Annotated in this window: 21 protein-coding genes; 14 read left to right on the forward strand and 7 right to left on the reverse strand. The window is 66.7% G+C overall.

Annotated features, from left to right (window positions below):
- Positions 1-186: 186 nt before the first annotated feature.
- Complete coding sequence (locus ACFWPX_RS33975; protein WP_378932387.1) at positions 187-1,884, reverse strand: DEAD/DEAH box helicase; 1,698 nt, start codon at positions 1,882-1,884, stop codon at positions 187-189.
- A gap of 482 nt (positions 1,885-2,366) precedes the next feature.
- Between ACFWPX_RS33975 and ACFWPX_RS33980 the strand changes: the two genes are divergently transcribed.
- Positions 2,367-3,419, forward strand: coding sequence for an alpha/beta fold hydrolase (locus tag ACFWPX_RS33980; protein ID WP_378932389.1), 1,053 nt, complete (start codon positions 2,367-2,369; stop codon positions 3,417-3,419).
- Positions 3,420-3,447: 28 nt separating this feature from the next.
- Entirely contained in the window at positions 3,448-4,137 is a 690-nt protein-coding gene (locus ACFWPX_RS33985; protein ID WP_378932391.1) for a ferritin-like fold-containing protein, read from the forward strand.
- Between the two features lie 4 nt (positions 4,138-4,141).
- Here the strand turns inward: ACFWPX_RS33985 and ACFWPX_RS33990 are convergent, their stop codons facing one another.
- A complete protein-coding gene (locus ACFWPX_RS33990; protein ID WP_378932393.1) occupies positions 4,142-5,014 on the reverse strand; it encodes a helix-turn-helix transcriptional regulator in 873 nt (290 codons plus the stop codon).
- Between the two features lie 100 nt (positions 5,015-5,114).
- Here ACFWPX_RS33990 and ACFWPX_RS33995 point away from each other — a divergent pair, with 100 nt between their 5' ends.
- Both ACFWPX_RS33995 and ACFWPX_RS34000 read left to right on the forward strand, forming a co-directional pair.
- A complete protein-coding gene (locus ACFWPX_RS33995; RefSeq protein WP_378932395.1) occupies positions 5,115-5,651 on the forward strand; it encodes a YceI family protein in 537 nt (178 codons plus the stop codon).
- Between the two features lie 98 nt (positions 5,652-5,749).
- Complete coding sequence (locus ACFWPX_RS34000; protein ID WP_194826377.1) at positions 5,750-5,977, forward strand: DUF3107 domain-containing protein; 228 nt, start codon at positions 5,750-5,752, stop codon at positions 5,975-5,977.
- A gap of 63 nt (positions 5,978-6,040) precedes the next feature.
- Here ACFWPX_RS34000 and ACFWPX_RS34005 read toward each other — a convergent pair whose 3' ends face one another.
- Complete coding sequence (locus ACFWPX_RS34005; protein ID WP_378632708.1) at positions 6,041-6,724, reverse strand: TetR/AcrR family transcriptional regulator; 684 nt, start codon at positions 6,722-6,724, stop codon at positions 6,041-6,043.
- Positions 6,725-6,932: 208 nt separating this feature from the next.
- Between ACFWPX_RS34005 and ACFWPX_RS34010 the strand changes: the two genes are divergently transcribed.
- From ACFWPX_RS34010 to ACFWPX_RS34040, 7 genes are all read left to right on the forward strand, one after another.
- The gene (locus ACFWPX_RS34010) at positions 6,933-8,009 is read left to right on the forward strand and encodes a DUF3152 domain-containing protein (protein ID WP_378932454.1); all 1,077 of its coding nucleotides are present in this window, start codon (positions 6,933-6,935) and stop codon (positions 8,007-8,009) included.
- A gap of 120 nt (positions 8,010-8,129) precedes the next feature.
- Positions 8,130-9,311, forward strand: a complete 1,182-nt coding sequence (gene moeZ / locus ACFWPX_RS34015) for an adenylyltransferase/sulfurtransferase MoeZ (protein ID WP_378932397.1) — start codon at positions 8,130-8,132, stop codon at positions 9,309-9,311.
- Between the two features lie 111 nt (positions 9,312-9,422).
- Entirely contained in the window at positions 9,423-10,274 is an 852-nt protein-coding gene (locus tag ACFWPX_RS34020) for a TIGR02569 family protein (protein ID WP_378920570.1), read from the forward strand.
- Positions 10,275-10,446: 172 nt separating this feature from the next.
- Positions 10,447-12,303, forward strand: coding sequence for an SCO2524 family protein (locus tag ACFWPX_RS34025; RefSeq protein WP_378920569.1), 1,857 nt, complete (start codon positions 10,447-10,449; stop codon positions 12,301-12,303).
- Between the two features lie 4 nt (positions 12,304-12,307).
- On the forward strand, positions 12,308-13,228 hold the full coding sequence (locus ACFWPX_RS34030) for an SCO2523 family variant P-loop protein (protein WP_378932400.1): 921 nt from the start codon (positions 12,308-12,310) through the stop codon (positions 13,226-13,228).
- A gap of 168 nt (positions 13,229-13,396) precedes the next feature.
- Positions 13,397-14,422: an SCO2522 family protein gene (locus ACFWPX_RS34035; protein WP_378920565.1), complete on the forward strand. Its 1,026-nt coding sequence runs from the start codon at positions 13,397-13,399 to the stop codon at positions 14,420-14,422.
- A gap of 40 nt (positions 14,423-14,462) precedes the next feature.
- The gene (locus ACFWPX_RS34040; protein ID WP_378920563.1) at positions 14,463-15,431 is read left to right on the forward strand and encodes an SCO2521 family protein; all 969 of its coding nucleotides are present in this window, start codon (positions 14,463-14,465) and stop codon (positions 15,429-15,431) included.
- Here the strand turns inward: ACFWPX_RS34040 and ACFWPX_RS34045 are convergent, their stop codons facing one another.
- The 4 genes from ACFWPX_RS34045 to ACFWPX_RS34060 form a co-directional block, all read right to left on the reverse strand.
- Positions 15,432-16,289 (reverse strand): hypothetical protein, encoded by an 858-nt coding sequence (locus tag ACFWPX_RS34045; RefSeq protein ID WP_378920561.1) that lies wholly within the window; start codon positions 16,287-16,289, stop codon positions 15,432-15,434.
- Positions 16,286-16,819, reverse strand: coding sequence for a GNAT family N-acetyltransferase (locus tag ACFWPX_RS34050; RefSeq protein WP_378932402.1), 534 nt, complete (start codon positions 16,817-16,819; stop codon positions 16,286-16,288). The genes ACFWPX_RS34045 and ACFWPX_RS34050 overlap by 4 nt, the downstream gene beginning before the upstream one ends.
- 161 nt (positions 16,820-16,980) lie before the next feature.
- A complete protein-coding gene (locus tag ACFWPX_RS34055; RefSeq protein WP_378920557.1) occupies positions 16,981-18,465 on the reverse strand; it encodes an MFS transporter in 1,485 nt (494 codons plus the stop codon).
- A gap of 168 nt (positions 18,466-18,633) precedes the next feature.
- A complete protein-coding gene (locus tag ACFWPX_RS34060; protein WP_378920555.1) occupies positions 18,634-19,305 on the reverse strand; it encodes a FadR/GntR family transcriptional regulator in 672 nt (223 codons plus the stop codon).
- Positions 19,306-19,527: 222 nt separating this feature from the next.
- On the opposite strand from ACFWPX_RS34060, the gene ACFWPX_RS34065 reads away from it, so the two are divergent.
- The 3 genes from ACFWPX_RS34065 (at position 19,528) to nirB (ending at position 25,048) form a co-directional block, all read left to right on the forward strand.
- Positions 19,528-20,673, forward strand: coding sequence for an MFS transporter (locus tag ACFWPX_RS34065; protein WP_378932456.1), 1,146 nt, complete (start codon positions 19,528-19,530; stop codon positions 20,671-20,673).
- A 337-nt stretch (positions 20,674-21,010) separates the two neighbouring features.
- Positions 21,011-22,465 (forward strand): nitrate/nitrite transporter, encoded by a 1,455-nt coding sequence (locus ACFWPX_RS34070; RefSeq protein ID WP_378920593.1) that lies wholly within the window; start codon positions 21,011-21,013, stop codon positions 22,463-22,465.
- Positions 22,466-22,495: 30 nt separating this feature from the next.
- Entirely contained in the window at positions 22,496-25,048 is a 2,553-nt protein-coding gene (nirB, locus tag ACFWPX_RS34075) for a nitrite reductase large subunit NirB (RefSeq protein WP_378920553.1), read from the forward strand.
- The last annotated feature ends 8 nt before the right edge of the window (positions 25,049-25,056 follow it).

Genomic DNA, 25,056 nt, shown 5'->3' on the forward strand with positions numbered 1-25,056 from the left:
TGGTGGTGTGGGCTTCTCGTGTGGGGGGGGCGGGGGGGGCGGGGTCTTTGCGTGAGTGTTTGTGTTAGATCGCTCCCCCTCCCCACCCCCCCCCCCCCGGGGCCCCCGCCCCGCCCCCCGGCCACTTCGTGACCGGCCCCTCCCTAAGGGTCGGGGGTGTGGGCTGGGAGTGCGGGATGTTGCTGACTAGGCGTCTACGGTGACCGTTGCGTCGGACGCGGTGGCTTCCGCGGGCTTGCGGCGGCGCCTGCGGCGGGCGGGCTTGGCTGCGTCGTCGCCCTCGGCCGGAGCCGATTCGGACGCGTCGGTGGCTTCGCTGGTGCTCGACTCGACGGTCCCCGGTTCGCCTGCCTCGGCGGGCTTGCGGCGGCGGCGCCTGCGGCGGGCGGGCTTGTCGCCGTCGGTGGTGTCGTCCGGGGAATCGGAGCTCGACTCGGCGGTCGTGGTCGACTCCGTGCCCTCGGCGTCGGCCTTGCCACCGCGGGTGCGGCGACGGCTGCGCGAGGACTTGGGGCGCTCGGTGCGCTCCTCGACTACGGCGTCGTCGTCACGGGCGGGGGCCGCGGGCTTGCGGATCACGCCGGTGATGCCCTCGGGGATGCCGAGGTCGCTGTAGAGGTGCGGCGAACGGGAGTACGTCTCGGCGGGGTCGGCCATGTTCAGGCCGAGCGCCTTGTTGATCGACTCCCAGCGGTGCAGCTCGTCCCAGTCGATGAGGGTGATCGCGACACCGGTGCGCCCGGCGCGGCCGGTGCGGCCGATCCGGTGCACGTAGGTCTTCTCGTCCTCGGGGCACTGGTAGTTGATGACGTGGGTGACATCGTCGATGTCGATACCGCGCGCGGCGACATCGGTGGCGACGAGCACGTCGATGGTGCCCTTGCGGAACTTGGTCAGCGCCTTCTCACGGGCGATCTGACCGAGGTCGCCGTGCACGGCGCCGACATTGAAACCACGCTCGGCGAGATCGTCGGCCACCTTCTGCGCGGTGCGCTTGGTGCGGGTGAAGATCATCGTCGCGCCGCGCGATTCCGCCTGCAGCACGCGCGCGACCAGCTCGGCCTTGTCCATCGCGTGAGCCCGGTAGACGAACTGCGCGGTGCGATCGTGCACCGCGGAATCGTTGGCCAGCTCGGCGCGGATGTGCGTCGGCCTGGTCAGGAAGGTGCGGGCGAGGGTGATGATCGGGCCCGGCATGGTGGCCGAGAACAGCATCGTCTGACGCTTGTCGGGCACCATCGACAGGATGCGCTCGATATCGGGCAGGAAGCCCAGGTCGAGCATCTCGTCGGCCTCGTCGAGGACGAGCACGCCGATCTTGCCGAGGATCAGGTGGTTCTGGTTCGCCAGGTCGAGCAGCCGGCCGGGGGTACCGACGACCACGTCGACGCCGTCGCGCAGTGCGGCGATCTGGGTGTCGTAGGGGCGGCCACCGTAGATGGCGGCGACCTTCAGCGAACCCTGGTGGTTGGTCAGGTACTTGCCCGCGTTCTCCAGGTCCTTGGTGACCTGGATGCACAGCTCGCGCGTCGGCACGATGACCAGCGCGCGCGGGGTGCCGTCGAGCGGGGTGGTGCCGGTGTCGGCGGTGGCGATGCGGTGCAGCAGCGGCACGCCGAAACCGAAGGTCTTGCCCATGCCGGTGCGGGCCTGGCCGATGAGATCCTCGCCGGACAGTGCCAGCGGCAGGGTCAGTTCCTGAATCGCGAAAGTGCGCTCGATCCCGATCTCACCGAGTGCGCGCACGATTTCTTCGCGCACGCCCAATTCGGCAAAACTCGGCGGGATGTGGGTGTTGTCCAGTTCGGCCGTCAGGAGTGTGTCGGCCAAACCGGGTTCCTGTTCGACAGTGATCTTGCTCAGTGTTCGTGCCTTCCTCGTCATTGCATCTCGCACGCACGAGGTGGGGCGGGCCGGTCGGCCCGCGACGACCACATACCCGCCTGTGATATTCACCGGGCCGCCGCCGGATAACCATCGCCGACCAGGCATTATGCGTGGCCGTCGAGACGGTGTCATCGGCGCGGCGCTGCGGTGATGCGGATTCGTTGCGCGCACATTTTCTCGACATTGCTGTCTGTGGACATCGCCGCTGTCCGCCCGCGCTGTGCGCCGGTGGAGTGCCGCGCCGCGGAGTGTGTCCGGGCGTCGAAACTAGCGTTGTCCACGGAGATTGTAGCGTGATATTCTGCGCAATCCGAATTTCGACGTGGTTGAATGCCGCGCGAATACGGGCTCGCCACCGGATTGCCTCGGCACGGGTGGTGTGTCGCAGCGCAATTCATGCGCGCGGGATTTCGCGCGTGTCCACGGGTGTAATCGAGCTCACTGGTACCGGCGGTACCGTGTGTGAGACATTTCTAGTCGTGAGTATCACCGACATCGTCACCACTGCCGCGCGCAACGCGTGGGCGCTGAGCTTCGGCGCAGGAATCGAGCCCGTCGACCCGGCGCCCTCGACCGTGCTGTGGGACGAGCCGCACCGCCTGCTGCGTCGCTACGATACCGAATTCCAGTCTGCGGCAAGCGATTCCGCGGTGCTGCTGGTGCCGCCACTGGCCGCGCCCGCCACCTGCTTCGACCTGCGCCGCGATCAGAGCCTCGCCCGCTACCTGGTGGAGACCGGCCGCGCGCCCTACCTGGTCGACTACGGCGACATCTCCTTCGCCGATCGCCGGATGGGCTTCGAGGACTGGGTCACCGACATCCTGCCCGAGGCGATCCTGCGCGTGAGCGCCGATCGCGGCGGTGCGCCTGTCGACCTGATCGGCTGGTCCGTCGGTGGCATGTTCTCGCTGCTCACCGCGGCCGCGAACCCGGAACTGCCGATCCGCTCGGTCACCGGAGTCGGCCCGCCGCTCGACTACGACAAGATGCTCGGTATTCCGCAGCTGCGTGCTGTCGCCGGCCTCACCGGCGGCTGGGGGACCACCGCGTTCGTCCGGGCCGCGGGCGGCATTCCGGCACCGCTGACCAAACTGGGCTACCGGCTCGCCGCCTACGACCGTGAACTGGCGCGTCCGAGATTCATCGCCAGCAATATCGCGAACACCGAGACCCTGGCCAAGATGGAATCCATCGACCGTTTCCAGGCCGCCATGCCCGGCTACCCCGGCCGCTTCTACAACCAGCTGTGGGGCCGGATGATGCTGGCCAACGACATCGGCAACGGCAAGCTCGAATTGCGCGACCGGACCATCGAACTCGCCGACGTGCGCGTGCCCGTGCTGCTGATCGGCGGCAAGTCCGACGTGATCACCCCCAAGGCCGCCGTCGAGGCCGGTTTGCGCACCCTGTCGGGTTCGCCGTCGGTCACCTACGAGGTCGTGCCGGGCAGCCATCTCGGCATTCTCACCGGACCGGAAGCCCGCGAAACCACCTGGGCTCACCTGGACAAATTCCTGGCCGAACGCGACTGACCACCGATCGGGACTATTGTTGATTGCCATGGGAGCCCAGACCTCTGCCGCGCCGGAATTCTTCTCGACCGAACCGCTCGCCGCGGACCACGCGGGGGTGACCGAACTGTTCGCGGTCCTCGCCTACGGTGAGCTCTCCGCGTTCTATCGCCTCGCCGAAGAGGCGAAGCAGGCGCCGTCGCTGCGGGGCCGGATCGGCGTCGCCAAGATGGCGGCCGCCGAACTCGCGCACTTCGAGACCCTGGAGGCGGCGCTCACCGGGCGCGGTGCCGACGCCGAAGCCGCGATGGCGCAGTACCAGGGCGCGCTGGACTCCTACCACGCCTCCACGGACCCGTCGACCTGGCTCGAGTCGATGGTGAAGTTCTACGTCGCCGACGGCCTGGCCGCCGACTTCTACACCGAGATCGCGGGCGCGCTGCCCGTCGAGGTCGCCGATGTGGTGCGCGATGTACTCGCCGAGACCGGACACTCGCAGTTCGTGGTCGACGAGGTCCGCAGCGCGGTAGCGGCCAGCCGCTCCGAGCGCGACCGCCTCACCCTGTGGGGCCGCAGGCTCCTCGGCGAGGCGATCACCCAGGCGCAGTTCGTGATGGCCCAGCGCGACGAACTTGCCGAACTGGTCCTTGCCGCGACGGGCGACCTCAACGGCATCGCGACGTTGTTCGACCGCATGCAGCAGCGGCACGCCGCCCGCATGGCCGAACTCGGCTTGTAGGTAGTTATCCGCCGACCGCGTGGCCCGGCACCAAGCGCAATTCCGGTGCGCGGGCGGCTGTTTCGCGAGGAAGCCAGATGACTACCTGTTGATCTTTATCGGCGGACAGCGTCTGCACCGTGTAGGTGAGGGTGCCTCGGGTCGGGTGTTCGAAGCCGAGGAGGGTGGGGATGTCTTCGGCCAGGCGGTGGGGTTGCCAGCGGCGGGCGAATTCGGGTTCCTCGCACAGGGTGGCGATGACGCCCGCTATGCGTTCGTCGTCGGGGCGGCGCAGGCGTGTTCTGGCGAGCTGGTCGGCGAGCAGATCGGCGAACTGGGGCCAATCGGTGACCGTGGTGCGGGCCAGGGGATGACGGAAGGTCCAGACGGCGAGGTTGACCATGTCCGGGTTGTCGAGCAGGCCGAGGGGTGCGGCGAGGTCGGCCCACGCGCTGTTCCAGGCGAGCACGTTGGCGCGGGGGCCGAGGGCGAAGGCCGGGGTGGGGGCGAGCGCGTCGAGCACGCTGCGCAGCGCGGCGGGCACCTGATCGAGGGCCGGGTCGAAAGCAGTACTGGGGCAGCGGGATTCGCTGCCTGTGGTGAGCGCGAGCCAGCCGAAATGGGCCCGCTCGGTGTCGTTGAACCGCAGCGCGGTGGCGAGCGCGTCGACCACGGCCATCGACGGGTTGGTATCGCGGCCCTGTTCGAGCCGGGCCAGATAATCCGCGCTCACACCGGCCAGCACCGCGACTTCCTCGCGGCGCAGGCCGGGGGTGCGGCGCCTGCCGCCGCCGGAAAGGCCGACGTCTTCCGGGCGCAATTCGGCTCGACGCGCGATGAGAAGCTCCGCGAACGCCGACCGAGCGCCCGGATGATCCCTGATACCCGCGCCAACCATGTCTCGATCCTCCCTGGTCATGGAATTTTCAGCCACGCCCTGCGGGGACCAGGATAACCGCGGTCTGGTTAACGGACCGCAGTCCGGTCACTGTGGAGACATGACCTCCTCGACACAGACCCAGCAGCTGAAGACCGGATCCTGGGCCCTCGACACCGCCCACTCCTCGGTCGCGTTCACCATTCGCCACCTCGGGATCGCCAAGGTACGCGGCGGCTTCACCCGCTTCGAGACCGAGTTCGCCGTCGACGAAAACGGCGCGGCCACCCTCGGCGCCACCATCGAACTCGACTCCTTCGACACCGGCAACGCCGACCGCGACGCCCACATCCGCCAGGCCGACTTCCTCGACGTCGCCAACCGCCCGACCCTGAGCTTCCGCGCCAGCCAGCCGGTTCAGGTCGCCGAAACCTTCACCGTCACCGGCGAGGCCACCCTCGGCGCGATCACCCAGCCGCTCACCCTCGACGTCGAATGGGGCGGCATCGCCGACTTCCCCGACGGCACCCGCCACGCGGGCTTCTCCGCCACCGGCGCCATCAAGCGCACCGACTTCGGCGTCGGCGTCGCCATGCCGGGCATGCTCTCCGACACCGTGAAGATCGAACTCGAGATCGAACTGATCGAACCCGCCTGATCCGTTCGCTCAGAGCGCAGGCGGCTGTGACACCACTGTCGGTCGCCTGCATTAGCCTGGAGTCGACAACACAGGACTCTTACGTTCGGAGGTTGGCCGTGGAGGTCAAGATCGGTATTTCGGATAGCCCGCGAGAGCTCGTCATCAACAGTGCGCAGAGCCCTGACGAGATCGAGGCGCTGGTGTCCGATGCGCTGAGCGGCTCCGCAGGCGTCGTGTCGCTCACCGACGAGAAGGGCCGCAAGTTCCTGATCCAGGCCGCGAAGGTCGCCTACGTGGAAATCGGTTCCCCCGCCGCGGGCCGGGTCGGCTTCGCGACGGTCTGATCCGCGAGCACAAAAATGCCCCGTCATCTTAGAGATGGCGGGGCATTCTTTGTCGAATCGGGCTTACAGGTCCGGCGAGTACGCGCGCTGGGCGGCGGTCAGCGGGACGTGCTTGAGGCCACCCCAGGCCAGTGACACCGTGGTGTCGACGGCTTCGTCCTTGGGGACCGGGCGATCGGCTTCGAGCCAGTAGCGCGCCGAGAACTGGCTCGCACCGACGAGGCCGACGGCCAGGATCCGGGCACGGTACGGGTCGAGACCCGAGTCGTGGGCGACCAGATCGAACACCGCGTCGACACACGCCTCGGTGGCCTGCTCGACCCGGCGCTGCACCTGCGGTTCGCTGGTGAGGTCGGATTCGAAGACCAGGCGGAAGCCCTGCATCTCGTTGTCGACGAAATCGAAGTACGCGGCGACCGCGGCCCGCACGCGCTGTTTGTTGTCGGTGGTGGAGCGCAGCGCCTGGCGCACGCTCGACACCAGGATGTCGACGTAGTTCTGCAGCACCGCCAGGTACAGCTCGAGCTTGCTGGCGAAGTGCTGGTACAGCACCGGCTTGCTGACCCCGGCCACCTGGGAGATCTCGTCCATGCCCGCCGCGTGATAGCCGCGCTGGACGAAGACCTCGCTGGCGGCGAGCAGCAACTGCTGGCGGCGCTCGTCACGAGGCAGGCGGGTGCCGCGCTTGGCCGGGACCGTCTCCGGCACCGATCGGCGCGAGGGCATGCGGTCCACGAGGTCAGTCATCTCGGCTCTCTATAGTCGATTCCCCTGACCATCGGGTGTGCGGTCCGGGTATCCCACGAACGATACTCGCACGGTGTTCGCCCTGCGTCTCGCCCTGGAAATGTAGTACCAGTCCACAGCGTTCGCCGGGCCGTAACCGTGCGATCTCCTCCGGGCGCCCGCACGGCGGATTTGCCCACTGTGAGAATCTGATGGGGTGACCGACCGGATGGATGACCATGCCGACGGCGGGCGCGATGTCGCTCGCTCCACGCAACCCTCCGAGTCCGGTGCTGTCACGTCGGCGTCAGAGGGGCGGGAACTGCAGGTCTACGACCCGCTCGGGCTCAGTCAGCCCGCCGATCGATCCCGGCAGCCGCTGCGGGCCCGCTGGGATCCCACCGACCACGACAACGGCCGCCCCCGCAGCCCGCAGCGCGAGGCGAAGAAGCAGAGCGCGCTCGGCCGATTCGTCTCCGCCTACGGGTGGCGTGCCTACGCGTTGCCGGTGCTGCTCGCCATCACCGTGCTGGTTGTCGTCGACGCGGTGCGCACCGGCCCGATCCCGCCGCCGAGCGACCCCGGCTTCGGTGCGCTGAGTCCCAAGGTGGCGCAGTCCGGCATCATCGGCGCACCTCCCGGCGACGGCAAGTTCCCCGCCGATCTACCACTCGGTGCGCTGCCGGAGGGCGGCGAATACGTCGACCGCGCGGCGGGCACCTGGCATATCGTGCCGGGCACCAGCGCCCAGGTCGGCGTCGGCACCGAGCGCGTGTTCCGCTACACCGTCGAAGTCGAGGACGGCATCGATACCTCACCGTTCGGTGGCGACGCCGCCGTGGCGAAAATGGTGGAGACCACCCTGGCCAACCCGAAGAGCTGGACCAACGACCCCAAGTTCGGCTTCCAGCGCATCGACGCGGGCCCGGCCGATTTCCGCCTCTCGCTCACCTCGCGCGAGAGCACCCGCGCCGCGTGCGGTTTCGAGATCCCGATCGACTCGTCGTGCTACAACGCCGACCTCGACCGCGTCGTGCTGTCGGAGGTCCGCTGGGTGCGCGGCGCCCTTGCCTTCGACGGCGATATCGGGTCCTACCGTCAGTACCAGATCAACCACGAGGTCGGCCACGCCATCGGCTACCACGGCCATCAGCCGTGCGAGACCGACGGCGGCCTCGCGCCGATCATGATGCAGCAGACCTTCGGCACCAAGAACAACGACATCGCCCTACTCGACCCCCACGGCGTCGTCCCCGCCGACGGCAAAACCTGCCGGTTCAACCCCTGGCCGTACCCGCGCGGATAGTGGTCCCGCCCATGCGGGAACATGAACAGGGAAGAACAGCGCGGCAGGTCTTGTTGTAGTCAGCAGAGCGGCCACCGGTAAACGGGCCGCGCCCGCCGCCATAGATACAGGAGTTCTCACGTGTCTCTCAATGGGACGTTGCCGCCGCTCGTCGAGTCGGCCGCGGAACTGACCAAGGACGAAATCGCTCGCTACAGCAGGCACCTGATCATCCCCGATCTCGGTGTCGACGGGCAGAAGCGGTTGAAGAACGCCAAGGTCCTCGTGATCGGCGCGGGCGGCCTCGGCTCGCCCGCCCTGCTGTACCTGGCCGCCGCCGGTGTCGGCACCCTCGGCATCGTCGAGTTCGACGAGGTCGACGCGTCCAACCTGCAGCGCCAGATCATCCACGGCGAATCCGATATCGGCCGCCCCAAGGCCGACAGCGCCCGCGATTCCATCCTGGAGATCAACTCCGGGATCGACGTGCGGCTGCACAAGATCCGCCTCGAGCCCGAGAACGCGGTCGAACTGTTCGCCGAGTACGACCTGATCGTCGACGGCACCGACAACTTCGCCACCCGCTACCTCGTCAACGACGCCGCCGTCCTCGCGGGCAAGCCCTACGTGTGGGGCTCGATCTACCGCTTCGAGGGCCAGGTCTCGGTGTTCTGGGAAGACGCCCCCGACGGCCGCGGCATCAACTACCGCGACCTGTACCCGGAGGCCCCGCCGCCGGGAATGGTCCCGTCCTGCGCCGAGGGTGGCGTGCTCGGCGTGCTGTGCGCGTCGATCGGATCGGTGATGGTGACCGAGGCGATCAAGCTGATCACCGGCATCGGTGAGACGCTGCTCGGGCGCCTGATGGTCTACGACGCACTGGACATGAACTACCGCACCATCAAGCTGCGCCGCGATCCGCAGCGTGAGCCGATCACCGAACTGATCGACTACGACGCGTTCTGCGGTGTGGTGTCGGAGGAAGGCACCGCGGCCGCGGCCGGGTCGACCATCACCGCCGCCGAGCTCAAGGATCTGCTCGACGCCGACAAGGTCGAGCTGATCGATGTGCGCGAGCCGGTGGAATGGGACATCGTCCACATCGCGGGCGCGACCCTGATCCCCAAGGACCGCATCCTGTCCGGCGAGGCACTGTCCGAGCTGCCACAGAACAAGCCGATCGTGCTGCACTGCAAGACCGGTATCCGTTCCGCGGAGGCGCTGGCGGCATTGAAGCGCGCCGGTTTCGCCGACGCGACACATCTGCAGGGCGGCGTGGTGGCGTGGGCCAAGCAGGTCGATCCGTCGCTGCCGGTCTACTGATTCGATAGCTGCCGGTTTGCGACCTCGCCGCTTGTTGCGGTGAGGTCGCGAAGTGGAGTATCACAGCGTGCCTTGGGACGACTCCGGTGATTGCGGGGTTACGGTACGGCCGTGACCTCAGTCGAACCTCCCGAGCATGTGCGAGCCACATTCGGGCTTCGCGAAGTGACACCGGTTGCCCTAGGGGACTGGGACGGTGGCTGGCGGATGGGTGAGGTGGTGCTCAGCCCCGTCGCCGATCACGCGCGGGCCGCCTGGTCGGCGAAAGTACGCGAACATCTCGCGGTCGACGGACTGCGGGTGGCCCGCCCCGTCCGTGCCACCGACGGTCGCTATGTGGTCTCGGGTTGGCGCGCCGACACCTACGTCGACGGTGCCCCCGAGCCCCGCCATGACGAGGTCGTCTCGGTCTCGCTGCGCTTGCACAAGGCGACAGCGGAATTGGAACGCCCCCGCTTCCTGGTCCAGCCGCCCGTCGCGCCCTGGGTCGACGTGGACGTGTTCGTCGCCGCCGACCGCGCCGCCTGGGAATCGATCCCGCTGCGCACCCTGCGCGCGGGCGGTGTCCCCATCGCCGCCACCCCCGACGGCCAGCGTTCCCTCGAACTGATCGGCCAGCTCTCCACCCTGCGCAAACCCGTCCGCAGCCCCGACCAGCTCGTCCACGGCGACCTCTTCGGCACCGTCCTGTTCACCGGCGCCCACACCCCCGGCCTCACCGACATCACCCCCTACTGGCGCCCCGCCACCTGGGCCGCCGGCGTCGTAGTCGTCGACGCACTGGCCTGGGGTGGTGGCGACGACGGCCTACTCGACCGCTGGGCAACCCTGCCCGAATGGCCCCAAATGCTGTTACGGGCGTTGATGTTCCGCCTGGCAGTCCATGCTCTGCACCCGCGTTCTACCCCAGAAGCCTTCCCCGGGCTCGCCCGCACCGCGGACATGGTCCGTTTGGCGCTGTAAGGGCGAATTGCGCGCATCGTGACCGATGGGTCGGATGTGATCTCAAATCCGTTGAGACCCAACGTTTCCTGCGGCCCCGCATGCTATCTTCATCGAGCATCGCCGCCATGTGTCCTGCCCTGGACCCGGGGGACTCACCGCGGCCCGTCACGAGCGGTGAGGATTGCTGCGGGTGAGAATCCAGCCCAGACAACAGATTCTGGACATTTGGAGCGCCATGCTCTCGGCCTGCTATCGGGACGAGAAATGGCATTGGGACGGCGTCCTCGACGCCAATTCGATCAGCGATTCCGAACAGCTACTGTGCCTGCTCTACCCGGCGACGGAGATCGAGAGTTTCGCGCTGGATCGGCCGGATGCGATGTCCGACGACGTCAAAGTGGCGTTGGAGGCATTCGGCGGGCAGGCCAGAATCGGCATCACGGTGCTCGGGCTCGCCGAGGAGTACCTGGCCCGCAACACTGATGAAGACGGGCTACCCCGCTTCGATGCGGGTAGTTATCTCCGCGCGTCCGAAGACGGCGAACCGACGCAGGCGCAGCACACACTGGAAGTGGTGGACGGATACTCGTTGTCGGTCACCGTGTGTATCGCGGCGCTCGGCTTCGCGCGCGTCTTCGATCGATGGGCGCGCACCGAGCGGCGCAAGGACATCAGCACTCGGCTCACCGAGCTGAGCGCGGGTTTGAGCACGCGGCTGACCGCGGCGATGACCGGCCTTGTGCGTAGCTTCGTGGTCAACACCGCCTCACCCCGCTCGCCTTCGGGCAAAGCGATGCTCGGGATGCTCAATCAGTCGGGACAGCCCGAGAAGGCGGTGATCGATGCCGTCGCCCGCAGCCTCGAGCGCGTGCGTGCCCGTCTGCGCAGCGATGTCACGCTCGGCCGGGCGCCGGAATCGGAACTCGATGACGAGGATCTGCTCTTCGAATGTGGCTGGAGCTGGGGCATTGTGCAGGGTGCCGACCCCGTCGATTTCGTGCCGACAGCGATCGGCTCCGGCGTGGGATTCGCCGATCCCCGGCCCTATCTCTACTTCACCATCACCGCCCTCGACGGTATCAACGACGTGCTGTCGCAACGAACCAGAGAGCTCGACCTGCTCGACGAAACCCAGTACCGCCTGGCCGAGGCGCTGCGACTGCGCTGGGATATCACCCAGCGCTACTGGTCGACCGTCGCCCGTTTCGGCACCGGTACCTGGCCGCTGGAAGACATTCCGTGGCGCACCTCCGACGGCGAGGAATCGGACTATTTCAGTCTCATCGTTTCGGCGGTGCTGATCCAGGAACTGGTGGCCCGCACCGCCTCCGATGACGATCTGACCAGAGCGATCGGCATTTTCGACGAGTTGGCCAGGCGCGGCCGAATCATCCGCAGACCGACCCAAGCCGATCCGTCTGTCGCCCTGCACTATCCGGGCGTCCGGATGAAGCTGCGCGGGAGCGAACTCGTCGAAGGCGGTGGGCCACGGCTGGAATGGATCGCCTCGGATTTCGCGCCGGTGCTGCTCAAGCGCTCGCTGCAGGCGGCTCGCCTGTCCGGCAACATCACCGCGCGCGACCGGTTGATGGAATTGGCGAAGCAGGTGATGGATCACCTCGATCTGCGAATGATCTCCGACGGTGACGCGGCGGGCCTGTGGGACGACCCCGGCGCGGCATTCGGTGCGGTGGCCCGATCGGGTCAGACCCTGCCCTCGTGGTACATGACCGAGCGCGTCATCGAATGCTTGGTGGCCGCCGACCGTACCTACCGGGAGGCGCCGTTGCGATCGCCCGCGATGGTGGTCCGGGCGGTCGAGCTGCTCAACGAGGCCGAGCACCTGCTGAATCAGGAAATGCTCAATGTCAGCGTCGAGGACACCTCGGCCAATCGCATCGCGCTCGACGGTGTCGAGCAGCAGTTGGCCAGGGCGAGAGATGTAGTGAATCTGCAACCGGGAACGGCGTTCACGCTCGCCTCGGCAGCGCTGATCGAACTCGATCGGCTCGCCTACGCACGCCTCGACGCGATGAGGAGCACCTGATCAGATGATCGTCTTCGCCACCTCCGACAAGGGCGGAACGGGCCGGTCTGTGACCAGTTGCAACCTGGCCTACCGGCTCAGTCTGCGCGGAATCAGTACGGCCTATCTCGACTTCGACTTCGGCTCACCCACCGCGGGCGCCCTCTTCGAGATCGGCTCGGTCGAACGCGGCACGCAGACAGGCAACGGACTGCACTCGTATCTGCGCGGCCACAACAGCCTGCACCAGCGCATCGACGTGCGGACGAGCACCAATCGGGATGCGTTGCGCAGCCAGCGCTCCCGCGGTGGCAAGTTGGTCCTGCTGCCGGGTGACGAGGGCGGCGGCGAAGCCATGTCGGCCAATGATTCCAAGGTGGTACGGCGCTGCCGCGAGCTGCTGCTCGACCTGGACAGCACCTTCAAAGTGGTGATCGTCGACCTCAGCGCGGGCCGATCGGTGGCGATGCAGATCGCGCTGGAGGCCACACGGCCACTGGACATGCCGGACAAAGAAGTGTGCTGGCTCGTCTATCACCGTTGGACCCGGCAGCACTTGATGGCCGCGCAGGGTTTGGTGCACGGGCCGAAGGGCTTGCTGAAGACGGGGGTCGAGCTCGGTTACGTGCCAGACGACCTGTTGGCCCGAATCCGTTTCGTGCGCACCGCTGTTCCCCGGGTCACCGATGAGCATGCCGCCAGCGGTGGTCCCCAAGCGGCGTGGTTGCTCAAACAGAACGACGCGCTGCGTTCCCTCGCTGCGGAGTATCGGCTCGGTGCGGGCGCGCTGCTGGGGGAGACACCGGTGGAACCGGTACTGCAATGGCGCGAACAGATCGTGCTCGATGCCGATGTCAATGCGGGTATCGCCAATCGGGCGACGGTGGAAGCTTTCGAAGAGCTGGCGCGCAGATTGTGGGATAGGGCGACCTGGGTTCGGGTGTAGTCGAGTCACCGCAAGCGTCGATCAGGGGCAAATGGACAAAAGTTGCGAAAGGGACTGGGGGAGGCGAAAATTCGTATGCACGACATGTACAGCCAGGGCTGGCGTGGCGTGTTGAAATCGAATTCGCCGCCATCCCGTGGCTAGAATCACACGCGGTTCTGTCCGGGAATGGTTGACAAAGGGGCTGTTGTTGTGGGTGGCGCCGTCTACGCCGAGTCGACGGCGTCTGTGCGTGTCGAAGCTGTTCCGCTGGCGCATGTATCCATCGAAGTCGGTCATTTCTACATGTCCGACCTGATCAACGGTGAAGCGGCGATCACGGCTCAATTCCGCCGGGTAGCGCCCTTGATAGAGATGTTCACCGAGGTCGCGAGGCAGGAGTTCGCGGCCGCCGCCGGTGGACCCTCCCGTGTTCGGGTGAGTACCTGCTTCCTGCTCGACGACTACTTTCAGACCGACGCCGACCCGCGGGTGATCGTGCCGAACCTTTTGCGCATCGCCGCGGAATCCGGGGTACGGATCGACTACCTGGGCAGCGAAGCGGGCTGCAACAAGTACTTACGTCGGCAGAACGAGGAATCCCGGATTCCGTTGGCGCAGATGGTCGCTGACTCGATCATCGCCGAACCCGCACCGGACAGCGCCGGTCGGCGGCCGCCGACCGCGGAGTCCGGATGGCTCTGCAATGGTCAGCGATCCAGTGACCGCGAGCTGGAGCAGGCGATGGAAGTGACCTACCGGCCGTCGGCGGAATTCGCCGCGCGCAATCATTCGCTCTTCCTCGATGTCGAGATGTGGCGCGACCGTGGCGGGACACAGGAGGTGCTGTGGTCATGCCCCTTCTTGGCGTCGGTCTGGCAGCTCCTGCGACTCGGCATGCTTCGCTATGAGGGAAAAGCCGTGGTGGATGCCGAACAGTGGGATCAGGACCGAGAGTGGCCTGCGCGCTGGGAGGAATTCCCGAGTGTGATCAAGCTGCAGGAACACGCGCCGCCGTTCGCGGCGTTCAGGTCGTTGTCGATCCTGCCGCAGCGTTATGTGGGCATCGAGCATGCGGTGCGGATGATTCTCGGCCACGTCGAGCCCGATCCCGCTGTCGTTCAACTGCTCAACCGGCGGGCCCGCGAGCAGCACATCGAGCTGACCGGCGACGTCACCGACCGGCTCTCCCACTTCTTTCTGAGCACCGTCTGATCCCATGCCACCGTCCACCGATACCGGTTACGCTGCGGCGATGCATCTCAGCGACGGTGCGCTGGCCCTTCTGGGTGAAGTGCGCACGGGCCTGCTTCCCGAGTCGAGAGCGCTGAGCCGGGCATCGGCGGCAGACCTGCTCACCCTGGTCCGTGGTCGCCGCGTGCAATCGCGGGAGCGGCCGGTCACCTGGGCGCAATCGCCGATCATCCACGAAGGTGTCGACTGCAGGCTGGCGACGCCGAACCGAAGTAAGGTGCGCGCGGTCGGCACCGTCGCCACGCACGCGACAGTGCGCGGCGGTCGTATCCTGCAGAGTTCGGCGATGGCGACTGTGGTCGCCGGTGTAGGCACGCACCGCCGCAGCTGGGGCCACTACCTCGGACGGATCGGCACCGTCGAAACCCTCACGCGGCTCGCGCCCGGGATCAGCGGTCAACTGGTCGACGGATTTCTCGGCCCGGCCGATCCGGTGACGGCGACGCTCGACCCAGGTGCCATCGCGGCCCGGCTGTTCACGCGGGTGCGTACCGACCTGATGCTGAACCAGAAGCCGCCCATTCAGACCAGCGCAGCCCGGCTGCGATGGGCGGCCCATGTCCGGCCGGGCGAAGCGCCGAGTCTGTCGTTCGTCCTGCTCGACGACGAGACGCGGCTCGTCTCGGTCGTCGTCGGCGACGGCGCGGAACTCGCTGCGGTGCAGCGCTTTTGCGAAGATCTGGCAGTGCACGACTGGCTGTTGACGGTGCTCACCGAGGTTATCGACGAGGCCGAGATGGCCGAATTGTCGGGCAGTTCGCCGGCTCAGGTTCTCGCTCCGCTGCTGGAACACCTCGTCCACCTTTGGCTTCCCGGCGCGCTCACGCCCGGACCGCTGCGTGGGTTGTGGACCGCTGTCGAGGTCGATCCCGGGTTCACCGTCCAGTGGAATTCGAGGATCGGCCAGCTGCGCGACCGCGTCGCGGTGGCCACGCTGGGGGCGCTGAGTCGATCCCAGTCCCGGTGGTGATCACAGCCGGAACAATTGCCGGACGAGCAGCGCGAAGAACACCGACGTCGACACGATGCCCGCGTACGACTCGACGATCAATGTCGCTTTCGCGAGCAAGCTGTGCACGCCGACGCTCTCGGGGTCGACCGGATTGAGGAAGTTGACCAATCCGATCCGTACCGCGGTGGGGAACTCGATGTCAGGGGCGGTCAAGTAGAAGGCTGTGACGAAGACCGCGATCTCCGCGGCGATCCACCCCAGCAGGAGAAACGGTCGATAACCGTAGCCACACAGCAGGTCCGAGACCGCGCCGGGTAATCGCCGTATGCGTCGACGACGCGCTTTCGTACGGGCACGCGCCATCTTCAGGCCACAACGATCCTGTCCGCGTGGATTCTCGGTGATGGTGTGCAGGCGGTAGGCCTGTCGGTAGGCGAGTGCGGCATGCGCGGGCAAGCGGTGCGCCGAAAGTTGTGCGCCGAGTTCCTCGTAGACATCGGCGAGCAGCGTGGACTGCGTGCGACTCAGGCGCAATGGTCCGCGGAACTCGATCTCGGCGGCGAACAGGGCGGTCAACACCGTTTCGCAGGAATGCTCGCGGCCGGTGGATTCGAGAGTGACGGGGTCGGCATCGCGATAGAGGTGCGCGAAGACGAGGCTGTCGCCGACCCTGCGGGTCGATGGTGGAACGTAATCGGCGAGGAACTGTTCGACCCGATGATTGAGGTCGTCGAGCAGCGCGTACTCATCGGGTCTGTGCACGGATCGGAGGAAGTCGGCGACGACGTCGGTGAAAGCGCTGGCATGTCTGCGGATGAGTGTGGTCTTGGATGCGACGAAATCGCCGGGCCGATCGAATCCGATGTGCTCGGTCATCGGTCGTCTACTGGTCCGCGGTCTTTGAACCACCGTCGGTCGGTGGGGTCGGCGGTGGTCCAGTCGTAGACGAGACGGTGTACCAACAGATCTCGCGGTTCGCCGACGCCGAAGTATTGGTCTTCGTAATCGGCCCACGTGAAGCCGGAATCCTTGTACAGATTCGAGGCGGGCACATTCGACGGACGCACGGTGATGAAGACCGCATCGACCTCCGATGACCGGCAGTGCGCCATCGCCCGCTCGAGCAACAACCGGCCGAGCCCTCGGCCCTGATGCCCGGACGACACCGCCAGACCGAGCAGCCACGCGCTGTGCGGGCCGATCGCCACCATCGCGTACCCGCACAGCGAACCAGCCAGATCCACTACCACCCAATGGGATCCGTGTATGTCGAACAGTTGGCGCAGGGCGAAGTAGGGGTAGGCGAGCGGCATGAACTCGTTGGATTCGAGCTCGGCTATCGCGACCAGATCATCGACGGAGGCGGCTCGAAACCGTGGCTCTGCCACCTCGTTCGAGATGTCCAACAGCACTCACCTCTGCCCGCCCCGGTGCCAGTCTGAACTCCAGAGTAAGGGCAATTCGGGCGCGGCGGCCACAACACGGTTCGAAATGTGTTGTCACACAGCAGAAAGCCACGTTCGGGAGGGGGACCGAACGTGGCTTTCCGTGGTGCGGGGTGGGTGGATCAGACGCTGGCGTGGGCCAGGGAGGGGGCCTTGTCGGTGGCGAAGGAGGTGCGCAGGTAGCACCACCAGGTGACGGCGGCCATGACGAGGAAGACGGCGGCGTAGGCCCAGAAGGCGGGGGCCATGGTCTTCAGGTGGACGTTGGACAGGCGAAGGGCCTGCTGGACGACGAAGCCGCCCGCGGCACCGACCGCGCCGATGACACCGATCGCGGCACCGGCTTGACGCTTGGCGGAGGTGGCCGCCTCGGTCAGGTCCATGCCGTGCTCGGAGGCGTACTTCTTGGCGGTGGCGTTGAAGATCGACGGGATCATCCGGTAGGTGGAGCCGTTACCGATACCGGCCATGATGAACAGGCCGAGGAAGGCGGTCAGGTAGAGCGGGAAGCTCTTCAGGTCGACAGCGGCCACGATGCACGCCACCGCGATCGACATACCACCGAAGACGAACACAGTGATCTTGGCGCCGCCGCCGATCTTGTCGGAGACCCAACCACCGAACGGGCGGCTGAACGAACCGACCAGGGCGCCGAGGAAGGCCAGGTTACCGACCATGCTGATCCAGCCGATCGAGGCCAGATGCGGGAAGTTGGCCTTGATCAGGGTCGGGAACGCGAACGAGAAGCCGATGAACGAACCGAACGTGCCGATGTAGAGGAACGACATGATCCAGGTGTGTGGGTTGGTCAGCGCCAGCTTGTAGGACTTGCCGTCGGCCTTGGCGGAGACGACCGAGTCCATGTAGCGGAGCGCACCGAACGCGGCGATCAGGATGAACGGCACCCACACCAGGATCGCGAGGGTGATGCCGAACCGGTAGCCCGCGGCGTCCTTGGCCAGCAGATGCGTGCCGAAGGTGATCAGCAGCGGCGCGACCAGCTGGGTCTGCGCCACACCGAGGTTGCCACCGGCGGCGTTGATGCCGAGCGCGGCACCCTTCTTGCCCTCGGGGAAGAAGAACGAGATGTTGGCCATCGAGGAGGAGAAGTTGCCACCACCGACGCCGGCGAGCGCGGCCAACAGCAGGAAGACCCACATCGGGGTACCAGGCTGGTTGATGAAGTACGCCAGACCGAGGGTGGGGATCAGCAGCATTGCCGCACTGAAGGCGGTGAAGGCTCGCCCGCCGAACTTGGGGACTGCGAAGGTGTAGGGGATGCGCAGTGTGGCGCCGACCAGAGTGGGGACCGAGGTCAGCAGCAGCGCGTTGGCGACGGCAGTGGGGTTACCTTTGCCGAGGCCTTCCAGGAAGGTGAAGCCTGCGGCGCCCATGGCGGTGACGATAGAGCCGAAAAGGACCCAGACGCTGAAGCCCAGATTCTCGGCGAACACGGAGAACCACAGGTTCTTCTTGGCGGTCTTCTCGCCGCCCGATTCCCAGAATTTCTGATTGTCGGGTTCCCACTGGGAGAGCCAGCGACCCTTCTTCTCATATTCGAACGACGGAGATTCCGTCGCCTGGCCGGTGGCGGCGATTGCGGTCATCGGCTTCCTCTCGATCGAGCGCTTGTGCGGTGTCGAGATAAAGGTAGGAGCCGGTTGTTGCGTGACAATGGCCTCAGGTGACGTTCCCGGCAACTCGGGCTCACCGCGTGAATTCGCTGGTGGTGACAGCCCGGTTACCTGGATTCAGTAATCGGTTCTCCGCGCTGCTCAGCGATCCGGGTATTCGGCGATGAGTGACCCGAGGAAGCAGTTGGCGGCCTGCACGGCTCGCTCGGAGTCACCGTCGATGACGGCCTGCACGAGCTCGGCGTGCTCGGTGTCGTAGGCGTCGTCGGATTTCGCGGTCCGCGCGTGGATCACCTGTTCGATGATCGGCAGCAGCGAATCGTAGAACTCCAGATATACCGCGTTGTGGCTGGCGACGACGATCGCGCGGTGCAATTCGACGTCGGCGGCGATGGCCACCGGGTCGGCTTCGGCCCAGTTCCGGTTGCTGCGTTCGGCGAGCAGGCGCTGCAGGTTCGCGATATCGGCGTCGTCGCGGCGGCGCGCGGCCAGGCCTGCCGCGGTGGTGTCGAGGGCTTGGCGCAGCTCGAGGATGTCGCGTTCGTGCGCGTCGGCGAAGTACTTGCCAAGGGTGCCGCCGACCTCGGAGGTGGCGATCACATAGGTGCCCGAGCCCTGGCGGCGTTCGAGCATGCCCGCGTGCACGAGCGCCTGGACGGCTTCGCGGACGGTATTACGGCCGGTCCCGGTGAGCTCGGTGAGCTCCGGTTCGGTGGGGATCCGCTGGCCTACCGGCCAACGGCCGGAACGGATCTCGGCCCGAAGCTGTTCGGTTACCTGGGCGATGAGGCTGGTTCGCCGGACGGGTTGCACGTTGGTAAGGGTACTGGTCCGCCGGGAGATCGCTCACAATCGCTTGTAGGAGTCATCGGGTCATCCTATGATTCTTGGGTGCCGCCGCTCCGTGATTTCCAGCCAGCTTCCGGCGCCGGGTCGACCCATGTGGACGACCGGCGTGGTCGCGTCGACCCGTCTCCCGAGATCACCGAGCGGTCGCTGATCGAAGGTCGACTGCTCGTTCTGGCGGCCATCATCATGTCGGCGCTGACCTTGCGCGCCGCTGTCACGGCATTCAGTCCGCTTGCCGAGCGGATCGGGGCCGAGGTGGGGTACGGGGCGGGGATCATCGGGGTGTTCGGCATGTTGCCGACCGCCATGTTCGGGCTCGCGGGGCTCATCGCGCCGCTGGTCGTGCGCCGATTCGGGCTCGAACGGACCGTGTTGGTGGCGATGCTGCTGGCCGGTGCGGGGTCGCTGGTTCGGGTGTTCTCCACCGGGACCGTCGAACTGCTGGGGTTCTCCGGGGTCGCGCTGCTCGGCATGGGCATCGGCAATGTGGTGATTCCGCCGCTGGTGAAGCGGTATTTCGGTGATCACCTGGCGGTGATCAGTTCGCTCTACATCGTGATGGTGCAGCTCAGTACTGTTGTTCCGGCGTTCATCGCGGTGCCGGTGGCCGAGGCGCACGGCTGGCGGATTTCGATGGGTGTGTGGGCGCTGATCGGCTTCGCGGCCGCGATCCCGTGGTTGGTGGTGCTGCGCGATCGGCGTGGTCGCGACACGGTCGACACCACCGCGCTGCCCGCCGAAGCGCCCGAGACCGGCAAGGTCTGGCGTTCGCCGGTGGCATGGGGGATGGCCGGCATGTTCGGTATGACCTCGCTGACCACCTACGCGATGTTCGCTTGGCTGCCCAAGATCCTGTCCGACGCGGGCGCGAGCGCCGGTTTCGGCGGCAGCATGGTCGGCTTGTTCGCGCTGATCGGGCTGGTCCCGGCACTGGGCGCGCCCACCGTTGTCTCGCGGATGCGCAACCCGTTCCCTGTTGTCGTCGGCTGCATGGTGCTGTTCGCGACCGCTTTCGTCGGCCTGCTGGTGGCGCCGATGCACGCACCCTTGCTGTGGGTCGTGCTGCTGGGTCTCGGCCCATCCACCTTCCCGATGGCGCTGACGCTGATCAACCTGCGCACCCGCACACCCCAGGGCTCCGCGGCGCTGTCGGGCTTCACACAGGGCGTCGGCTACGCGATCGCCTGCCTCGGCCCGCTGCTGTTCGGCCTACTGCACACCTGGACCAGCGGCTGGCTGGTCCCCTTCGCGATGCTGTTCCTCGCCCTCGGTGTGCTCCTCGCGGGCGCCTGGCAGGCCTGCAAACCGCGCATGCTCGAAGATTCTTGGTAGCTGCCGACTGATTTCGCTGATACATCGGTAACTCGCCGGGAACGGGCTAACTCGATGAACTTCTCACCGCCGGCCGCCCGCCGAAGTGCGGTGCGCGTGAATCTGGCCTAAAGTCGCTGAGAGGAGGCGCAGCTCACACCCTCACGGGTGATTGTGCCGATTTCTTGCCGCTTCCTTACGTGCGGAAATCGTTGCGTCACATGCACGAAACAAAAGGGCTGATCTCACCTCCCTGATCGGGCGATGGTGAGAAACCGTTGATTCGCGCGACATTTCCCGCAGCATTTCGGCAATACCCATTTCCTACCGTTGGGCCATCGCACTTTTGGGAGGCCCAATCTTGAGCACGCTGAAGCGGAACCACGACATCGACAACTGGGATGCCGAGGACGTCGCGGCCTGGGAAGCCGGTGGCAAGGACGTCGCCAAGCGCAACCTGATCTGGTCGGTGATCGCCGAGCACATCGGATTCTCGGTGTGGTCGATCTGGTCGGTGATGGTGCTGTTCATGCCCACCGACAAGTACGGCATCGACGCGGCGGGCAAGTTCTTCCTGGTCGCCATGCCCACCCTGGTCGGCGCGTTCCTGCGCATTCCCTACACCGTCGCCACCGCCCGCTTCGGCGGTCGCAACTGGACGATCTTCTCCGCGTTCATGCTGCTCATCCCGCTGGCGCTGACCGCGTACTTCGTCAACCAGCCCGGCACGTCCTACACCACGTTCCTGATCGTGGCCGCGTTCGCCGGCTTCGGTGGCGGCAACTTCGCGTCGTCGATGACCAACATCAACGCCTTCTACCCGCAGCGCCTCAAGGGCTGGGCGCTGGGCATGAACGCCGGTGGCGGCAACATCGGTGTCCCGGTGATCCAGCTGCTCGGCCTGCTGGTGCTGGTCACCCTCGGCGGCGACTACGCCACGGTGATCTGTGCCGTCTACCTCGTCCTGGTCGGTGTCACCGCAGTGGGCGCCGCGTTCTACATGGACAACCTGACCAACCAGAAGGCCGACCTTTCCTACATGGTCAAGGCCCTCCGGGTGCCGCAGTCCTGGGCGATCGCCTTCCTCTACATCGGCACCTTCGGTTCGTTCATCGGCTACAGCTTCGCCTTCGCCCAGATCCTGCAGATCAGCTTCAAGGCCGGTGGCGACACCGCCGCCCAGGCCGCCATCCACGCCGCGTCGATCGCCTTCATCGGCCCGCTGCTCGGTTCGCTGGCCCGCCCCTACGGCGGCAAGATGGCCGACCGGATCGGTGGCAGCAAGGTCACCATCGCCACCTTCAGCGCCATGATGCTCGCGGCGCTGCTCGTGATCACCGCCTCGACGATGGCCGACGGCAACAAGGGCGTTGCCACCGGTGCCACCATGACCATGCTGGTCGCGGGCTTCATCGCCCTGTTCGTCCTTTCCGGTTTCGGCAACGGTGCCGTCACCAAGATCATCCCGTCGGTGTTCGAGGCCAAGTCCAAGAGCCTGCCGGTCTCGCGGGTCGAGCAGGCTGCCTGGTCGCAGAACACCTCCGGCGCCCTGATCGGCTTCGTCGGCGCCATCGGTGCCCTCGGCGGCGTCGGCATCAACATGGTGCTGCGCAGCTCCTACGCCAGCACCGCCTCGGCCACCACCGCGTTCTGGGTGTTCCTCGCCTTCTACGTGGTCTGCGCCGCCGTTACCTGGACGGTGTTCCTGCGCCGTCCCCGTCTCACCTCCGACTCCGCAGTCGTGGTCGAGGCCGAGCACATGGTCCTCGAGGCCGAAACCAACGCTTCGTCGTCCAATTCGTCGGCACGCTGACAACCGACCACTACCAAGGAGGTCACTCTCATGAACAGCAGCACTCGCAAGACAGTGGTCGTGGTCGGCCACGGCATGGTCGGACACCGCTTCGTCGAAGCCCTTCGCTCGCGCGACGAGGCAGGCCAGTGGCAGGTCATCATCCTCTCGGAGGAGAAGCTGCCCGCGTACGACCGCGTCGGCCTGTCCTACTACGTCGGCAACTGGAACGCCGATGACCTGGCCCTGCCCGGCAACATGTACGACGGCGACGCACTGGTCGACCTGCGACTCGGCCAGCGTGGCGAGTCCATCGACCTCGAAGCCAAGACCGTCACCAGCACCAGCGGCGACGTCATCGCCTACGACGCCCTGGTCATGGCGACCGGCTCCTACCCGTTCGTGCCGCCGGTGCCCGGCCACGATCTGCCCGAGTGCTTCGTCTACCGCACCATCGACGACCTCGACGGCATCCGCGCCGCTGCCGAAGCGGCCGGTCCCGGCGCGCACGGTGTGGTCGTCGGCGGCGGTCTGCTCGGGCTGGAGGCGGCCAACGCGCTGCGTCTGCTCGGGATGACCCCGCACGTCATCGAGTACAACGGCCGCCTGATGCCCGCCCAGGTCGACGCCGGTGGTGGCGCGATCCTGGAGAAGCTCGTCTCCGATATCGGCCTCAATGTGCACACCGGGGTCGGCACCGCCAAGATCGTCTCGATCGAGGAGGAAGGCGCCGACAACGTCACCGTGCACCTGTCCGACGACGCCGAGATCAAGGCCTCGCTGGTGGTGTTCTCCGCCGGTGTTCGCCCGCAGGACGCCCTCGCCAAGGCTTCGGGCCTCGAGATCGGCGCCCGCGGTGGCATCCAGACCGACCTCACCCTGCAGACCTCGGACCCGAACGTCTACGCGATCGGTGAATGCGCCGCGATCGAGGGTGTCTGCTACGGCCTGGTCGCCCCCGGTTACACCACCGCCGAGATCGTCGCCGACCGCCTGCTGGGCGGCGCGGGCGAGTTCCCCGGTGCCGATATGTCCACCAAGCTGAAGCTGATGGGCGTCGACGTGGCGTCCTTCGGTGACGCGCACGGCACCACCGAGGGCGCCCTCGAGGTCGTGCTGCACGACGCGGCCAAGGGCACCTACGCCAAGCTGGTCGTCTCCGACGACGCCCAGACCCTGCTCGGCGGCATCCTGGTCGGTGACGCCAGCCAGTACGCGGCCCTTCGCCCGCTGGTCGGGCGCCCGCTGCCCGCCGACGCCGCCGCGCTGATCTCCCCGGCCGGCGCCGAGCTCGGTGCCGACGCGCTGCCCGACGACGCCCAGATCTGCTCCTGCAACAACGTCAGCAAGGGCGATATCTGCGGCGCGATCGCCGAGGGCGCCTGCGACATCCCTGCCGTCAAGAGCTGCACCAACGCGGGTACCTCCTGCGGTGGCTGTGTGCCGATGATCAAGAAGCTGCTCGAGCAGTCCGGCGTCGCGGTGTCGAAGTCGCTGTGTGAGCACTTCTCGCAGTCGCGCGCCGAGCTGTACGACGTGGTCGCCGTCACCGGCATCCGCACCTTCTCCGAGCTCATCGCCAAGCACGGCAAGGGCTCGGGCTGCGATATCTGCAAGCCGACCGTCGCCTCGATCCTGGCCTCGACCTCGAGCGAGCACATCCTCGACGGCGAGATGGCGGCGCTGCAGGACACCAACGACCACTTCCTGGCCAACCTGCAGAAGAACGGCACCTACTCGGTCGTCCCGCGGATGCCCGGTGGTGAGGTGACCGCCGACCAGCTGATCGTGATCGGCGAGGTCGCCAAGGAGTTCGACCTCTACGTCAAGGTCACCGGTGGTCAGCGCATCGACCTGTTCGGCGCCACCGTGGATCAGCTGCCGCTGATCTGGAAGCGACTGGTCGACGTCGGCATGGAGTCCGGCCACGCCTACGGCAAGTCGCTGCGCACCGTGAAGAGCTGCGTCGGTTCCACCTGGTGCCGCTACGGCCAGCAGGACTCGGTCGGCATGGCCGTGCTGCTGGAGAAGCGCTACCGCGGTCTCCGTTCGCCGCACAAGATCAAGCTGGCCGTCTCGGGTTGCGCGCGTGAGTGCGCCGAGGCCCGCGGCAAGGACGTCGGCGTGATCGCCACCGAGAACGGCTGGAACCTCTACGTCGGCGGCAACGGCGGCCTGACCCCCAAGCACGCGGTGCTGCTGGCGGGCGAGCTCGATGACGAGACGCTGATCAGCTACATCGACCGCTACCTGATGTTCTACATCCGCACCGCCGACCGCCTGCAGCGCACCGCGCCGTGGCAGGAGGCCCTCGAAGGCGGCTTCGACTACCTCAAGGCCGTCGTCTGTGACGACAGCCTCGGCATCGCCGGCGACCTCGAGGCCGCCATGGCCAAGCACGTCGAGGGCTACAAGGACGAGTGGGCGGCCGTGCTCGAGGACGAGAACAAGCTCTCGCGCTTCGTCTCCTTCGTCAATGCCCCTGACGAAGCCGACCCGACGATTTCGTTCGACGACAGCGGCGAACGCAAGGTACCAGTGCTCCTCGGTCTTCCCGGCATGCCCGTCGGTGTTGGTTCGGACACAGCACCAACCGGGAAATAAGCACTTAA

It is taken from the genome of Nocardia sp. NPDC058518, from assembly GCF_042719655.1.
Lineage (GTDB): Bacteria > Actinomycetota > Actinomycetes > Mycobacteriales > Mycobacteriaceae > Nocardia.

What these genes read in the sequence shown, in the direction of transcription:
- ACFWPX_RS33975 (WP_378932387.1), bottom strand. Translation starts at nt 1,884, where the DNA reads ATGACGAGGAAGGCACGAACACTGAGCAAGATCACTGTCGAACAGGAA.
- ACFWPX_RS33985 (WP_378932391.1), top strand. Translation starts at nt 3,448, where the DNA reads ATGGGAGCCCAGACCTCTGCCGCGCCGGAATTCTTCTCGACCGAACCG.
- ACFWPX_RS33990 (WP_378932393.1), bottom strand. Translation starts at nt 5,014, where the DNA reads ATGGTTGGCGCGGGTATCAGGGATCATCCGGGCGCTCGGTCGGCGTTC.
- ACFWPX_RS33995 (WP_378932395.1), top strand. Translation starts at nt 5,115, where the DNA reads ATGACCTCCTCGACACAGACCCAGCAGCTGAAGACCGGATCCTGGGCC.
- ACFWPX_RS34005 (WP_378632708.1), bottom strand. Translation starts at nt 6,724, where the DNA reads ATGACTGACCTCGTGGACCGCATGCCCTCGCGCCGATCGGTGCCGGAG.
- ACFWPX_RS34010 (WP_378932454.1), top strand. Translation starts at nt 6,933, where the DNA reads ATGGATGACCATGCCGACGGCGGGCGCGATGTCGCTCGCTCCACGCAA.
- ACFWPX_RS34030 (WP_378932400.1), top strand. Translation starts at nt 12,308, where the DNA reads ATGATCGTCTTCGCCACCTCCGACAAGGGCGGAACGGGCCGGTCTGTG.
- ACFWPX_RS34035 (WP_378920565.1), top strand. Translation starts at nt 13,397, where the DNA reads ATGGTTGACAAAGGGGCTGTTGTTGTGGGTGGCGCCGTCTACGCCGAG.
- ACFWPX_RS34040 (WP_378920563.1), top strand. Translation starts at nt 14,463, where the DNA reads ATGCATCTCAGCGACGGTGCGCTGGCCCTTCTGGGTGAAGTGCGCACG.
- ACFWPX_RS34045 (WP_378920561.1), bottom strand. Translation starts at nt 16,289, where the DNA reads ATGACCGAGCACATCGGATTCGATCGGCCCGGCGATTTCGTCGCATCC.
- ACFWPX_RS34055 (WP_378920557.1), bottom strand. Translation starts at nt 18,465, where the DNA reads ATGACCGCAATCGCCGCCACCGGCCAGGCGACGGAATCTCCGTCGTTC.
- ACFWPX_RS34065 (WP_378932456.1), top strand. Translation starts at nt 19,528, where the DNA reads ATGTCGGCGCTGACCTTGCGCGCCGCTGTCACGGCATTCAGTCCGCTT.
- nirB (WP_378920553.1), top strand. Translation starts at nt 22,496, where the DNA reads ATGAACAGCAGCACTCGCAAGACAGTGGTCGTGGTCGGCCACGGCATG.